The organism is Armatimonadota bacterium, from assembly GCA_018268395.1.
Classification (GTDB): Bacteria; Armatimonadota; Fimbriimonadia; order Fimbriimonadales; family Fimbriimonadaceae; genus JAEURO01.
On record JAFDWQ010000008.1, the window covers coordinates 105,129 to 117,237 of the forward strand.

Here is a 12,109-nt window from a genome sequence, read left to right on the forward strand (position 1 = left end):
ACCGGGAGCCTGTTCGTATCAGAGTTCTCTTAGAAGCCGGCGCCCGCGTCGTGAAAGACCTGCGGGACACCTGCATTGGCCCTGTACGTGATGCGCCGTGGCGCCGACCACTCGCCGTCGTCCACCTTCGAACGGCTGACCGTCGGCAACCAGGCCCCTTCGACCTGGACATAGTCCGAGTACTCGACGACGACGTCCGCGACGGGCCCGGCCGCCCTGTCATGGTAGGAGATGGACCGGATCCTAGACGTTTCGTCATCGAGCGTCACGTCGAAAACGATGTCTCCTTTGGCCATCGTCCAGCCTTTACCGGCTTTCAAGGGTGTCAACACCCCTGCGCCGTTCCCCAACAAGATTCCGACGGGGTGCCTCGTGAACATCGCGTCCAAAGCCCTGAGCTCGCCCGGATGGACTCCGTAGACCTCCCCTGGCTTGCCCTCGGCAGCCTTCTTTCCGTTGACCACGAAGAACAGACGCCCTTTGTCCCATTCCTCCCAGTGGGCGTACCTGTCTTTCGCCAGGAACGACCAGTTGGTCTTCCAAACCTTGTCTAGACCGTCCTCCTTATAGGGCGTCTCCAACGTCCAGAAAAGGCCTTTTAGGGCCCGTAACGAACGGCCGCCGTGGGCCTTGAGGGCTTTAGAAAAGACCGACGAAGCCGCTTCTTTGTCTACCGCTCGGACGGCCGGACGACGTCCCACGGAGGCGAAATACTTGTCCTTCGAGGCCATGAAGGTCGTCCGACAGCCGTCAGACGCGAAAAAGAACAGTTTGCCGTTGACGACCGCGAACCTGTCTGGACTTCCCTTCCCGGTCAAGGCTCCCATCTTCCCGCACGCCCCTCCGTTCTGGGCCGCGTAAGCCACGGGATCCTTCTGGAACTGCTTCAAACGGGCTGACGAAGCAAAGCGGTATTCGTGCCTCAGGTACTTCACCGAGAACCGCGGGTCCCCTTGGACCTCGCGTCCTTGTTGTAGTTCGATCGGGTCCAGGCCCTTGATGGCCAGTTCCGTCTTGGCTTCCAAGAGGGTTGCGAGCGCGAGGAGGTTCAGCATCGTCCTATCCCACCGACCATGTGTGAGTTGATCGTTCAACCAACATCATACACCAAACCGGTGAGAGTGTCAAGAAACGGCCCGAAAAGCACGACGGCCCGAGCACTGGCCCGGGCCGCACGGCGAAGCGGATCCGCCTCAGACGGTCTTGATCTCGATGTCGACGCCGCTCGGCAAGTCGAGCCTCATCAGGGCGTCAATGGTCTTGTTCGTCGGCTCTTTGATATCGATGAGCCGGTTGTGCGTCCGCAGTTCGAAGTGCTCCATCGACTCCTTGTCGATGTGGGCGGCGCGGATGACGCAGAACTTGCGGATGCGGGTGGGAAGGGGGATCGGGCCGCTGATGCGGGCGCCTGTGCGCTTGGCCGAATCGGTGATCTTCTCGGCGCTTTGGTCGAGGATCCTGTGGTCGTAGGCGCGGATGCGGATGCGGATGGTGGGGGCTGCTGCCATAAGTGGTGTTCCTCCGCGAATTCCAGAAGCGGCCATCCGGCAACTTCCCAACCTCGCGGCCCGACCATTATGGCAGAACGGACACAGGCGGCTGGGTCGGTAAGTGAGGAGAGAGTTCGTGAAGGCCGTCGGCCGTCTATGCACCAGACCGACGGCGACACGACGTTTCAGGCACTACAATGGTGCCACGTCGGTCACGGTGCCGTATGAAAATCCACCCCCTTCTCCTGACCTTGGGCGCGACAGGTGCCGTCGCCCTTCCTCTTGCGGGCAGCGTCGACCTTCAACCGACGACTCCTGGGACCCAACAAACGGGACACACCAACATCAGCGGCAAGGCCAAGTCTGGCGAAGTCGAGGCCCTCAACCCTGCCGCCAGTGGCGTCGTCTACGGCGGTCACTTCAGCACGAAGAGCCCGACGGGCCGGGGAGTGTTCTCGGAGGCTTTGGCGACCAGCGGGCAGTCGTTCGGTGTCTATGGTCAGAACGCGAGCACCACGGGCGTGGCGGTCATCGGTAAGTCCACGGCCACGACGGGCCAAGCCTACGGCACGGTCGGGCAAACGGCCAGTACGACAGGCATCGGGATCCTCGGCCTTTCCCTCGCCACAAGCGGTGCGAACTATGGGGTCCACGGCCAATCGGCGAGCCCGGCCGGTATCGCCGTCTTCGGGAACTCCCTGGCTACGACCGGCCAGACGTTCGGTGTGCGAGGGCAAACGGTCAGCACGGGGGGTTGGGCCGTCTTCGGCAACGCGGACGCGACGACCGGGAACGCCTACGGCGTGGCCGGTCAAGCGAAGAGCACCTCGGGCCGGGGCGTCTATGGCAACGCCTTGGCGACCTCCGGTACGACGTACGGAGTCTTCGGGGCGACGGCGAGCACGTCGGGGACCGGAGTCCACGGAGAAGCCGTCGCAACGACCGGGGTCACGTTCGGTTTGTCCGGCAAGAACGCGAGCACGTCCGGGCGCGGCGTCTATGGTGCCGCGACGGCGACGAGCGGCTCCACCTTGGGCGTTTACGGCACCGTGGTCAGCCCGACCGGCATTGGCGTCCTGGGCGAGGCGACGGCGACGACGGGAGCCAGTTTCGGCCTATACGGGAAATCGGCGAGCACGTCTGGGAAAGGCGTTCTTGGCCTGGCTTCGGCGACCACCGGAGCGACGTTCGGCGTGCAAGGTCAGAGCGCGAGCGCATCGGGCACAGGGGTCTACGGACTCGCGACGGCGACATCGGGAGCGTCCAACGGCGTCCACGGCCTCAACGCGAGCTCCGGAGGCAAGGGCGTCTATGGACTCGCAAGCTCGGCGACAGGCGCGACTTACGGTGTCTTCGGCTCCAGTTCCAGTTCCTCCGGGATCGGGGTCTACGGACAGGCGACGGCGACGTCCGGCACGACCTACGGCGTCTATGGCAAGACGATGAGCCCGACGGGCGTGGCGGTCTACGGGCTCGCTGCTGCCGGAACGGGTTCGCCGATCGGTGGCCTGTTCGAAGCGACCAGCGTCAACGGCATCGCACTGAAAGTGTCCAACAGCGCGGTCAACGGCACAAAGCCCGCGTTCTCCGTCGAAAGCAGCGGGATCGACGGCGGCGCGATCTCGGCCTGGGCGAAAAACACGACCGGGCAGGCCTCAGGCGCCGTCTTTGCGACGAGCGCCGACCAGGGCACAGCGGTCGAGGGCATGGCGCTAGCCGACAACAATGGTGGCAGCGGCCCGACGGAAGGGGGATACTTCACCGCCGCCGCCCCGTACGGGTTGGGCGTACACGGCGTCGCCGAAGTCGACGGTTGGAGCAGCTACGGCGTCGTTGGCGAGGTCTATACCGGGCAAGGATATGGCGTATGGGGCATCGGGAACCTGGGTTGCAGCGGGACGAAGTCGTTCCGGATCGACCACCCGTCGGATCCCGCCCACAAGTATCTGATGCACTACTGCGCAGAAGGGCCCGAACCGCAGAACGTCTACAACGGCACCGTCCGCACGGACACCCAAGGCAAAGCGTGGGTGCAGTTGCCGGACTACTTCGAACAGATCAACAAGAACCCCCGGTACCAGTTGACCGTCGTCGACGATTCCGAGGGGCCAGGCTTCGTCCAGGTGAAGGTCGCGAGGAGGGTCAAGGGCAACCGCTTCTTGGTCATGACGAGCGCGCCGAACATCGAAGTGAGCTGGGAAGTGAAGGCTGTGCGGAACGACCGATGGATGCAGAAGTACGGGGCTAAGGTCGAGACCGAAAAGCCCGCGCTCGAAGCCGGGACGTACTTGAATCCGGAACTCTACGGCCAGCCACGGGAGAAGGCGCTGTTCCATAAGCCGTCGCGAACGGCCCGGAAGGTGGGCCCCTGAAGGCATAGCGCGGCTTCCAGAGGGAACGGCCAAAAGTCGAGGCAGGAGTCTTCAACGTCGCGTAGGACGGGAGAAAGGTCCAAATAGGAGCCATGAAGACGGCTCTGGATCCGGAGCCCCCTCCTCGTGTGCAGCGATGGTTCGTGCGCGAACATGAGGAGGGGGTTGGGGGTGGAGATCCGGTTCGCGAGTTCCCGGGCTGAAGCCCGGGGTCCAGCGGACAAACGTCCGCGCTCCATTTTCCGCTGGCCTGTTCATCGGATCAGGCGTATATCGGCGTGTGCTCGACTTAGCCTGGCGCGCCCTACCCGCCTCGATCCCTGAATCGTTGTCGACCGCACGATCTCTTTGAAGCGGCCTTCACGAAGACCGTCGCGACGACTTTCGCGACGCTCGAAACAGGGACCGATGCCAAGCGCCACATGACCGAAAGGGGCCGGAACCACGAACGTGGAACGTCGATCAATGTCAGGTCGTTCAGACCCGAATCGTCGTACGAGGAGACCCTTGTGTTCGCACAGTAAGGACAGCGGTCAGACCGGACCGTCTCGCCGCACCTGTCGCAGACCCATGCTCTTCTCGACACGCCATAGCCAGGATGACACGTCTACCCTTCGATCGACACGTCCCGGACTCCTTGATCTCTCTGAACAAAAAAGAGAACGTCCAGGCCGATGGCCTGGACGTCTTGTCTCGACCCTAAGGTCTCGGCTTACTCGTAGACCTTCGTGATCGTTCCGGCGCCGACCGTTCGGCCGCCTTCGCGGATCGCGAACTTAGAGCCCTGCTCCATGGCGATCGGAGCGATGAGCTCGACCGTCATCTTGATGTTCTCGCCCGGCATGACCATGGCCACGCCGTCCGGGAGGTGGAGGGTTCCCGTGACGTCCGTCGTGCGGAAGTAGAACTGAGGCCGGTAACCCGTGGTGAACGGGGTGTGGCGTCCGCCTTCTTCCTTCGAAAGGACGTAGACCTCGGAGTCGAACTTCGTGTGCGGCTTGATCGAACCCGGCTTGCAGATGACCATGCCCCGCTCGATGTCCTTGCGGTCGATACCGCGAAGGAGCAGGCCGCAGTTGTCGCCGGCCGTGGCCGAGTCGAGCAGCTTGCGGAACATTTCGATCCCGGTGCAGACCGTCTTACGGGTGTCGTGGATACCCACGATCTCGACTTCGGTGTTGACGTTCAACGTGCCGCGCTCGACGCGGCCCGTGGCGACCGTACCGCGGCCCGTGATCGTGAAGACGTCTTCGACGGCCATCAAGAACGGCTTGTCGGTCTCGCGCTCAGGCGTCGGGATGTAGTCGTCGACGGCGGCCATGAGGTTCATGATCGACGAGACGTGCTGGTCGCCGAAGTCGACCGTGCCGGATTCGACCTGGTCCAGAGCCTTGCGGGCCGAGCCCTTGATGATCGGGGTCTTGTCACCGTCGAAACCATAGGCGCTCAACAGCTCGCGGACTTCCATCTCGACGAGCTCGATGAGCTCGGCGTCGTCGACCTGGTCGGTCTTGTTGATGTAGACGACGATGTAAGGGACACCGACCTGACGGGCGAGGAGGATGTGCTCGCGGGTCTGCTGCATCGGGCCGTCCGTGCCGGCCACGACCAGGATCGCGCCGTCCATCTGGGCGGCGCCCGTGATCATGTTCTTGATGAAGTCGGCGTGGCCAGGACAGTCGACGTGAGCGTAGTGCCGCTTCTCCGTCTCGTACTCCTGGTGCGAAATGTTGATCGTGATACCGCGGGCCTTCTCTTCCGGAGCGGAGTCGATCTCGTCGTACTTCCGTGCCTGGGCCAGGCCCTTCTTCTCCAGCACGCCCGTGATGGCGGCGGTGAGGGTCGTCTTGCCATGGTCAACGTGGCCGATGGTGCCAATGTTGACGTGCGGCTTCGTCCTTTCGAATTTAGCTCGTGCCATTTGATCTAGTCCTGTTTCTCTCTCTTCCGGTTTTTTCCGCGCGAGGCAGAGCCACCAAGGTCACATTGAGCCAAGGCCGGATTCGAAGTGCACGACGGCGCCGACACCGGTCGAACGCCGCGCGTAGGTCGGAATATTGGCAGATTTCGGCTTCAACGTCAAGGACGTCTAGGGCCAACGAAGGGCGTTCCCGCCCCGGCCTGTGGCGCAGGGACGAAAAGGGGGCGCGGAACGAGCCTTTCGGCCCTCCCGCGCCCCTTCGGCCCCAAGCCGCAGCGACGTTACGACGGTCAGTCCCAGACCGACCAGGACGCCGCGTCGGCGTCGACGCACCAGAGGGTGACGGCGCTCGGACCGGTCTGCTTGACCGAGTAACGGGCCTTGAGCTCGCCCGCCGGGCTGAGGAAGTGAGCCGCGTCCTGGGCGACCGTGACCGATCTCCGCGCATAGGTGGTCGAGATGACGTCCGTGCGCGTCGCCGTGGTGCTGTAGGCGCCGAGGCTGTAATCGAACATCTCGATCTTCTGCTGGAACTGCCCGCCCGCGGCCATCTTGGACCGAAGGTAGAACGTGACCTCCGTCGCTTCGACCCCGCCTTTCAGACCGACGAGTTCGACCTCGACCGGGGCGACCTGCGAGTTCGGGACAAGGAACTTGCAGACCCGGAACGCGGCGTCGTCTTCGCCGCGAAGTTCCTGGAGGCCGCCTCCCGACGCCTTGCCGCGCTTCACGGTCACGGTCTCGGGCGTCACGGTCTGAGAAAACTGAAGGTCGAAATCACCGTTGGAGTTGGCCGTTGCCGTCGCGAACGAGCGGTTGCCGAGGAACCCGTTGACGCGGTGCGACCCCGGCATCAGGGCGCCTGAGGCTTCGAACGGACCGAAGCCGTTGCCGACGAACCACGTCAGGAACGTGTTCTGCCAGACGATCCCGTCAAAAGTCTGGATCGAGACCAGGTTGTTCAGGGCTTGGCCGTTCGTGTCGAGGACCTTGCCGCTGAGGCGGTAGTGGACCGGGTTCACCAGATCGAAGTCCAACGTCAGGTTGTTGTAGCCCTGGATCTGGGCCGAGCCGATGTCGCCGCCGGCGCTGCTCGAAGAATCGACCAACCCGGTCCAGAGGATCCGGCGGGCGTCGTCGAGGTCCCCTCCGATGACATAGGTCTGAAGCATGTCGATGCTGACGCTGGCGCTGAAGGAAAGGCCGGCCCAACTACCGGACTGAGCGTCCGCGTAGTGTGCGAGCATGCTGTCGTCCGTGTTCAGGTCCTCCCGCTGCTCGATCGGGTGGCCTTGCCAGACGAACGGGCCGCCGCCGTACACGTAAGAGTAATCGTGCACGGACAACCGTCCGACCATCTTGACCTGGGCGGACGCGGTCATGGCGGATGCGCAAAGCGCGGTAAGGATCAAAGTTCGTGTCGTCATGGTCCCTCTACGCGGGCCTAGCTCCTGGCCCGACGGGAGCACTGTAGCGGGCCCACCGTCACGAGACCGTCACAAGGCCGTCACTGTGGAGTTTCTGGTCACATTCGAAGGAATTATCAAGAATCGCTCAATAGAATTCGAATGAACGGCCAATGATACTTACCGTGGGTCGGACGCTCCGATCACTGGACAGGGGGGATCGCGGGTTCACCCTGGTCGAACTCTTGATCGTGATCATCGTCCTGGCCGTCTTGGCCGCGATCGCGGTCCCGCGGTTCATGGACTCTGGCGAGCGTGCCAAGGAGGCGAGCCTTCGGGCCAACCTGAAGCTCGTCCGAAACGCCGTCCTGAGCTTCTATTCCGATACGGGCTACTATCCGTCCACCTTGGCGGACCTGACGGGCGCGGGCGCCCCGGCCAACGGGAAAGACCGGACGGGGGCGTTCCGGGCCATCACCAGTGCCAACTATCGCGGCCCTTATTTGTACGAGGTCCCCTCGGATCCCGTCTCAGGGGCGTCGTTCACCTACGGAGCCACGCTGCCCAATGTGGGCAAGGTCACGTCGTCCGCTGCTGGAAACGGGCTCGACGGCACGGCTTACAACACTTGGTGAGCCGGGTCTAGAGCTTGGCCATCAGGCATTCACGGATCTGGCCGTCGCTGAACATGCCTTCCGTCCTAAGCGCATAGGCGCACCGCATGTCCAAGACTCCGCCTTCAAAGGTCATAGCCATGTCCGACCGGTCCTTGACGTTGGAGAGTCGGACGACCTTCAAGCTGTCCCGAACCGCTTCCTTGCCCATATCGTCGGTGCAGATCGTGCGCAAAGCCATGTTGAGCCGGTGACAGGACAGGTTGTCGAGAAAATTGAGGCCCTCCAGATCGTCTTCCAACGTCGACCAGTCGACTTCATAAGGAACAGCGGCGCCACAGATCTCCTCGATCTCCTTGACCCGGCCGGGAAGGACCTCCTCCTGTAGCTCTTTGATCTTCCTCTTTTCGTTCAGTCCCATCCCGTCTATCTTGCACGGGCGACGGACCTTCCCGCTCGGACCGGTCGCGAAAATGGCCTTCCGCTCATGGGGAACGCTTGACCCGGTTCGACGCAACGTCGTTTCCCTGCCAGGGCGTAATCTCTGGAACGTGGGCGACATTCTGATCCGGGCCGTGTCCGCAGTCGTAGACTGGGCGTTCGTCCGGACGGGTTGGACACTGCCACGGGTCAGGAAGGTCGGCGATGTGATCGTCGCGCGCTCGCCCGTCATCCTCGGTGCCCTGACGCTGGGAGGAAGCGCCAGGACCGTCATGATCGACCTCAAGGCGCACTGCGTCCGCATCAGGGACAGAAGGCTCTGGTTGATCCGTTACGGCCGCGTCCTCACATTCCCGCAGATCGCGGCGGTCGAGTACGGGTACGTCGATCTCAATCGGGCCGGGGACTTCGTACCGTTCAACAGTCGCCAGGAAAGTGACGTCTACGAAGTCGGGCTGAGGTTGGTCTCAGGAGAGTCCCTCCTTCTGTTCCAGTTCCGGGGCGAAGGGGCGTGGGACAATTCGGGGCCGCTTCCCGACTGGATGTACCCGTTCGACCAGGCCGAAGCGGCCCTGACCATCGGTGAGCAAGAACAGATGAGCCGGCTCTTCGCCGAAGTCGTCTCGTCGCGACTCGGCGTGCCGTTGACCGAAGTCCTTTAGGCGACCCGGCGCCCGCGCCGGACGAAGCGACCCCCTTCCAGTCCGCTTTGGGCCTGTTCCGGCCTTGGCGGGGGAGGGGGTCGATCGTGTCCGCGTCAGCTGCCCTGGGACTTGGCGATGATCTCGTTCGCGATGTTCGTCGGCACTTCTTCGTAGTGCGACGGCGTCACGTTCGGGGTCGCACGGCCTTGAGTCAACGACCGGAGGGTCGTGACATAACCGAACATCTCGCTGAGCGGGACATGGGCCGAAATGATGGTCACGCCACCGGGGGCGGCGTCCATCTTTTCGATCCGTCCGCGCCGACCGTTGAGGTCACCGATGACGTCGCCCGTGTTCTGTTCGGGAGTCGTGACCTCGACGTGCATGATCGGCTCCTTCAGCACCGGGGTCGCCTTCTTCATGCACTCCCTGAAGCCCAAGATGCCGGCCTGCTTGAACGCGTTTTCGTTCGAGTCGACTTCGTGGTAGCTGCCGTCCACGACGCTGATCTTCACGTCGACGACCGGATAGCCTGCGATGACGCCGCTCAGCATCGCCTCACGGACGCCCTTTTCGATGGCCGGAACGTACTCCTTAGGGATCGATCCGCCGACCAGCTTGTTCTCGAAGACGAAACCCTTGCCGACTTCGAGCGGCTCGATCTCGAGGATACAGACGCCGTATTGGCCCGAACCGCCCGTCTGCCTGACGAAGCGGCCCTCGGCCTTCGACTTGCTGCGGACGGTCTCGCGATAAGCGACCTGGGGTTTGCCCTGGTTGGCCTGGACACCGAACTCCCGGTTGAGGCGGTCGACGATGATCTCGAGGTGCAGTTCGCCCATGCCGCTGATGATCGTCTGGCCGCTTTCAGCGTCGGTCTGGACGCGGAACGTCGGGTCTTCTTCGGCAAGACGCATCAGGCTGCTGCCCAGTTTTTCCTGGTCGGCGCGGCTCTTAGGTTCGATCGCGATCTGGATGACGGGCTCGGGGAATTTGATGCTTTCCAGGGTCAGCGGTTTCGAGGTGTCGCAGACCGTCTGGCCGGTTTTGACGTCGTTCAGGCCGATGACGCCGACGATCTCGCCCGCGTACACCTCGTCCGTGTCCTCGCGCTTATTGGCGTGCATCTCTAGGATGCGGCCGACGCGCTCGTTCCGGGTCCGGAGGTCGTTCGTCTGCGGGTCACGGTAACAGACCGTGACCTGGCTTCCCTTCTTCAGAATGCCGCTGTAGACCCGGACGTACGTCAGTCGGCCGACGAACTTGTCGCTCTGGATCTTGAACGCGAGAGCGCTGAACGGGTCGGAGTCGCTTGGGCTGCGTTCGACGTCCGTCTCGCTGTTCGGGTCGAGACCTTTCACCGCACCGATATCGATCGGGGACGGCAGATAGTCGATGACCGCGTCGCACAGCGCTTGCACGCCTTTGTTCTTAAAGCTCGAACCGCACAGGACGGGGACGACGCTTCCGGCGATCGTGCCGGCGCGCAAGGCCTTCTTGAGGTCCTGGAGAGGGATCTCTTCGCCCTCGAGGAAGCGCTCCATGATGCTGTCGTCGAAGTCGGAGATCGACTCGATCAACTTCTCGCGGTACTCCGCAGCGACGTTCACGAGGTCGGTGGGGATGTCGCGGACTTCGAACTGTTTGCCGTCGTCCGACGTATAGACCGTAGCCTTCATCGTCAGGACGTCGATGTAGCCCTTGAATTCGCTTTCGGCCCCGATCGGGATCATGATCGGAGCGGCATTGGCGCCCAGGCGCTCCCTCATACGCCCGACGACTTGGAAAAAGTCCGCACCAAGGCGGTCCATCTTGTTGATGTACGCGATGCGCGGGACGCCGTACTTGTTCGCCTGGCGCCACACGGTCTCCGACTGGGGCTGGACGCCGCCGACCGCGCAGTAGACCGCGACGAGGCCGTCCAGGACGCGGAGCGAACGCTCGACCTCGACCGTAAAGTCGACGTGGCCGGGCGTGTCGATGATGTTGATCTTATGTTCGGGCTTGTCCTGGGCGCTTCCCCGCCAGAAACAGCTCGTCGCGGCGGACGTGATCGTGATGCCGCGCTCCTGCTCCTGCTCCATCCAGTCCATGGTCGCCGCACCTTCGTGGACCTCGCCCAACTTATGGGTCTTGCCCGTGTAATAGAGGATGCGCTCCGTCGTCGTCGTCTTACCCGCGTCGATGTGCGCGGCGATGCCGATGTTACGGATGAGTTCGATGGGATGGCTTCGAGGCATTGCAGGTCCAGGTTTGAGGGTTGGAAGGGGTCCGACAAGACGACGCGAGTGGTGAAGACCACCCGCGACACCCTAGATTATATCCGGCAGGCCCGAGACCTATTAGGCCGGCTCCGGCCCACCTAAGCGCGAACCCGGCGCGACTGAAGGGACCGTCGGCCCCGGAAACATGCCGGTTCCGGGCCACGAGCGTCCACGGCTAGCGTTCTACTAGCGGGTTCCGTCGCATGGTACATCGATGCGGGCGTTGACGACACTTCTGCTTACGGCCGGTACGGCCCTCACGGCGTCGGCCGATTTCGGCTACTCCGACTTTTCAGACACTTCGGGGTTGCAACTGAACGGTACGGCCCACCAGTTCGGCAACGTGGTCCGGATGACCGACGACGGGATCGGCGACCAGGCCGGAAACATGTGGCAGACCGACCTCCAAGGGGTCGGCAACGGGTTTTCGACCACGTTCCAGTTCCGTTGCGACGGCACGGGCGAGGCTCCGGCCGACGGCATGGCGTTCGGCATCCAGGCGGTCGGGACGACCGAAATGGGCAACGGCGGCGGCGACAACGCGATGGGCGGTCTTTGGGGGTCCGTCGTGGTCAACTTCCAGTCGTTCTGGAACTCCGTCCAGATCATCGCCGTGGATCCGTCCGGAAACCTGGTGTCCTTCGACCAGGTCGCCTTTAGCGGCCTCCACCGCACCGATCCGTGGACGGCGGTGGTCTCCTATGACGCAGCGAGCCACGATTGGAGGGTCTCCCTCGACGGGACACCCGTCATCGGGTCGAACTTCGACCTTGTGAGCGCCGTAGGCTCGGTCGACGCTTACGTCGGGCTCGGGGCCGGTACGGGGCTCGGCTACGACGCGAACGATGCCCTGAGTTGGTCCGTACAGACCGTTCCAGAACCGTCGGCTCTGGCCGTGCTTGTCGGAGGCGGGGTCATGGCCCGTAGGCGGCGGGCACGCGCTACCTAGGTTTGCGC

General features: G+C 63.2%; 10 protein-coding genes. 4 read left to right on the forward strand and 6 right to left on the reverse strand.

The window, feature by feature from the left end; translation table 11 throughout:
* Window positions 1-29: 29 nt before the first annotated feature.
* Both JST30_13090 and rpsJ read right to left on the reverse strand, forming a co-directional pair.
* Window positions 30-1,055, reverse strand: a complete 1,026-nt coding sequence (locus tag JST30_13090; GenBank protein ID MBS1715262.1) for a hypothetical protein — start codon at window positions 1,053-1,055, stop codon at window positions 30-32.
* A gap of 138 nt (window positions 1,056-1,193) precedes the next feature.
* The gene (gene rpsJ, locus JST30_13095) at window positions 1,194-1,508 is read right to left on the reverse strand and encodes a 30S ribosomal protein S10 (protein MBS1715263.1); all 315 of its coding nucleotides are present in this window, start codon (window positions 1,506-1,508) and stop codon (window positions 1,194-1,196) included.
* Between the two features lie 206 nt (window positions 1,509-1,714).
* On the opposite strand from rpsJ, the gene JST30_13100 reads away from it, so the two are divergent.
* On the forward strand, window positions 1,715-3,862 hold the full coding sequence (locus JST30_13100) for a hypothetical protein (protein MBS1715264.1): 2,148 nt from the start codon (window positions 1,715-1,717) through the stop codon (window positions 3,860-3,862).
* Window positions 3,863-4,574: 712 nt separating this feature from the next.
* On the opposite strand, the gene tuf is transcribed toward JST30_13100, so the two are convergent.
* Both tuf and JST30_13110 read right to left on the reverse strand, forming a co-directional pair.
* Window positions 4,575-5,783 (reverse strand): elongation factor Tu, encoded by a 1,209-nt coding sequence (gene tuf, locus JST30_13105; protein ID MBS1715265.1) that lies wholly within the window; start codon window positions 5,781-5,783, stop codon window positions 4,575-4,577.
* Window positions 5,784-6,073: 290 nt separating this feature from the next.
* A complete protein-coding gene (locus JST30_13110; protein MBS1715266.1) occupies window positions 6,074-7,210 on the reverse strand; it encodes a hypothetical protein in 1,137 nt (378 codons plus the stop codon).
* Window positions 7,211-7,362: 152 nt separating this feature from the next.
* Between JST30_13110 and JST30_13115 the strand changes: the two genes are divergently transcribed.
* Window positions 7,363-7,824, forward strand: coding sequence for a prepilin-type N-terminal cleavage/methylation domain-containing protein (locus JST30_13115; GenBank protein ID MBS1715267.1), 462 nt, complete (start codon window positions 7,363-7,365; stop codon window positions 7,822-7,824).
* Window positions 7,825-7,831: 7 nt separating this feature from the next.
* On the opposite strand, the gene JST30_13120 is transcribed toward JST30_13115, so the two are convergent.
* Window positions 7,832-8,224, reverse strand: a complete 393-nt coding sequence (locus JST30_13120) for a hypothetical protein (protein MBS1715268.1) — start codon at window positions 8,222-8,224, stop codon at window positions 7,832-7,834.
* Window positions 8,225-8,378: 154 nt separating this feature from the next.
* Between JST30_13120 and JST30_13125 the strand changes: the two genes are divergently transcribed.
* A complete protein-coding gene (locus JST30_13125) occupies window positions 8,379-8,906 on the forward strand; it encodes a hypothetical protein (protein MBS1715269.1) in 528 nt (175 codons plus the stop codon).
* Window positions 8,907-9,001: 95 nt separating this feature from the next.
* On the opposite strand, the gene fusA is transcribed toward JST30_13125, so the two are convergent.
* Window positions 9,002-11,128 carry an elongation factor G gene (gene fusA / locus JST30_13130; GenBank protein MBS1715270.1) on the reverse strand — a complete coding sequence of 709 codons (2,127 nt, stop codon included), beginning with the start codon at window positions 11,126-11,128 and terminating at the stop codon, window positions 9,002-9,004.
* Between the two features lie 238 nt (window positions 11,129-11,366).
* Here fusA and JST30_13135 point away from each other — a divergent pair, with 238 nt between their 5' ends.
* Complete coding sequence (locus tag JST30_13135) at window positions 11,367-12,101, forward strand: PEP-CTERM sorting domain-containing protein (protein ID MBS1715271.1); 735 nt, start codon at window positions 11,367-11,369, stop codon at window positions 12,099-12,101.
* The last annotated feature ends 8 nt before the right edge of the window (window positions 12,102-12,109 follow it).

Excerpts from the sequence above, each read along its gene's own strand:
- tuf (MBS1715265.1), bottom strand. The coding sequence starts at position 5,783 with ATGGCACGAGCTAAATTCGAAAGGACGAAGCCGCACGTCAACATTGGC.
- JST30_13120 (MBS1715268.1), bottom strand. The coding sequence starts at position 8,224 with ATGGGACTGAACGAAAAGAGGAAGATCAAAGAGCTACAGGAGGAGGTC.
- JST30_13110 (MBS1715266.1), bottom strand. The coding sequence starts at position 7,210 with ATGACGACACGAACTTTGATCCTTACCGCGCTTTGCGCATCCGCCATG.
- JST30_13135 (MBS1715271.1), top strand. The coding sequence starts at position 11,367 with ATGCGGGCGTTGACGACACTTCTGCTTACGGCCGGTACGGCCCTCACG.
- JST30_13115 (MBS1715267.1), top strand. The coding sequence starts at position 7,363 with ATGATACTTACCGTGGGTCGGACGCTCCGATCACTGGACAGGGGGGAT.
- JST30_13090 (MBS1715262.1), bottom strand. The coding sequence starts at position 1,055 with ATGCTGAACCTCCTCGCGCTCGCAACCCTCTTGGAAGCCAAGACGGAA.
- JST30_13100 (MBS1715264.1), top strand. The coding sequence starts at position 1,715 with ATGAAAATCCACCCCCTTCTCCTGACCTTGGGCGCGACAGGTGCCGTC.
- fusA (MBS1715270.1), bottom strand. The coding sequence starts at position 11,128 with ATGCCTCGAAGCCATCCCATCGAACTCATCCGTAACATCGGCATCGCC.
- rpsJ (MBS1715263.1), bottom strand. The coding sequence starts at position 1,508 with ATGGCAGCAGCCCCCACCATCCGCATCCGCATCCGCGCCTACGACCAC.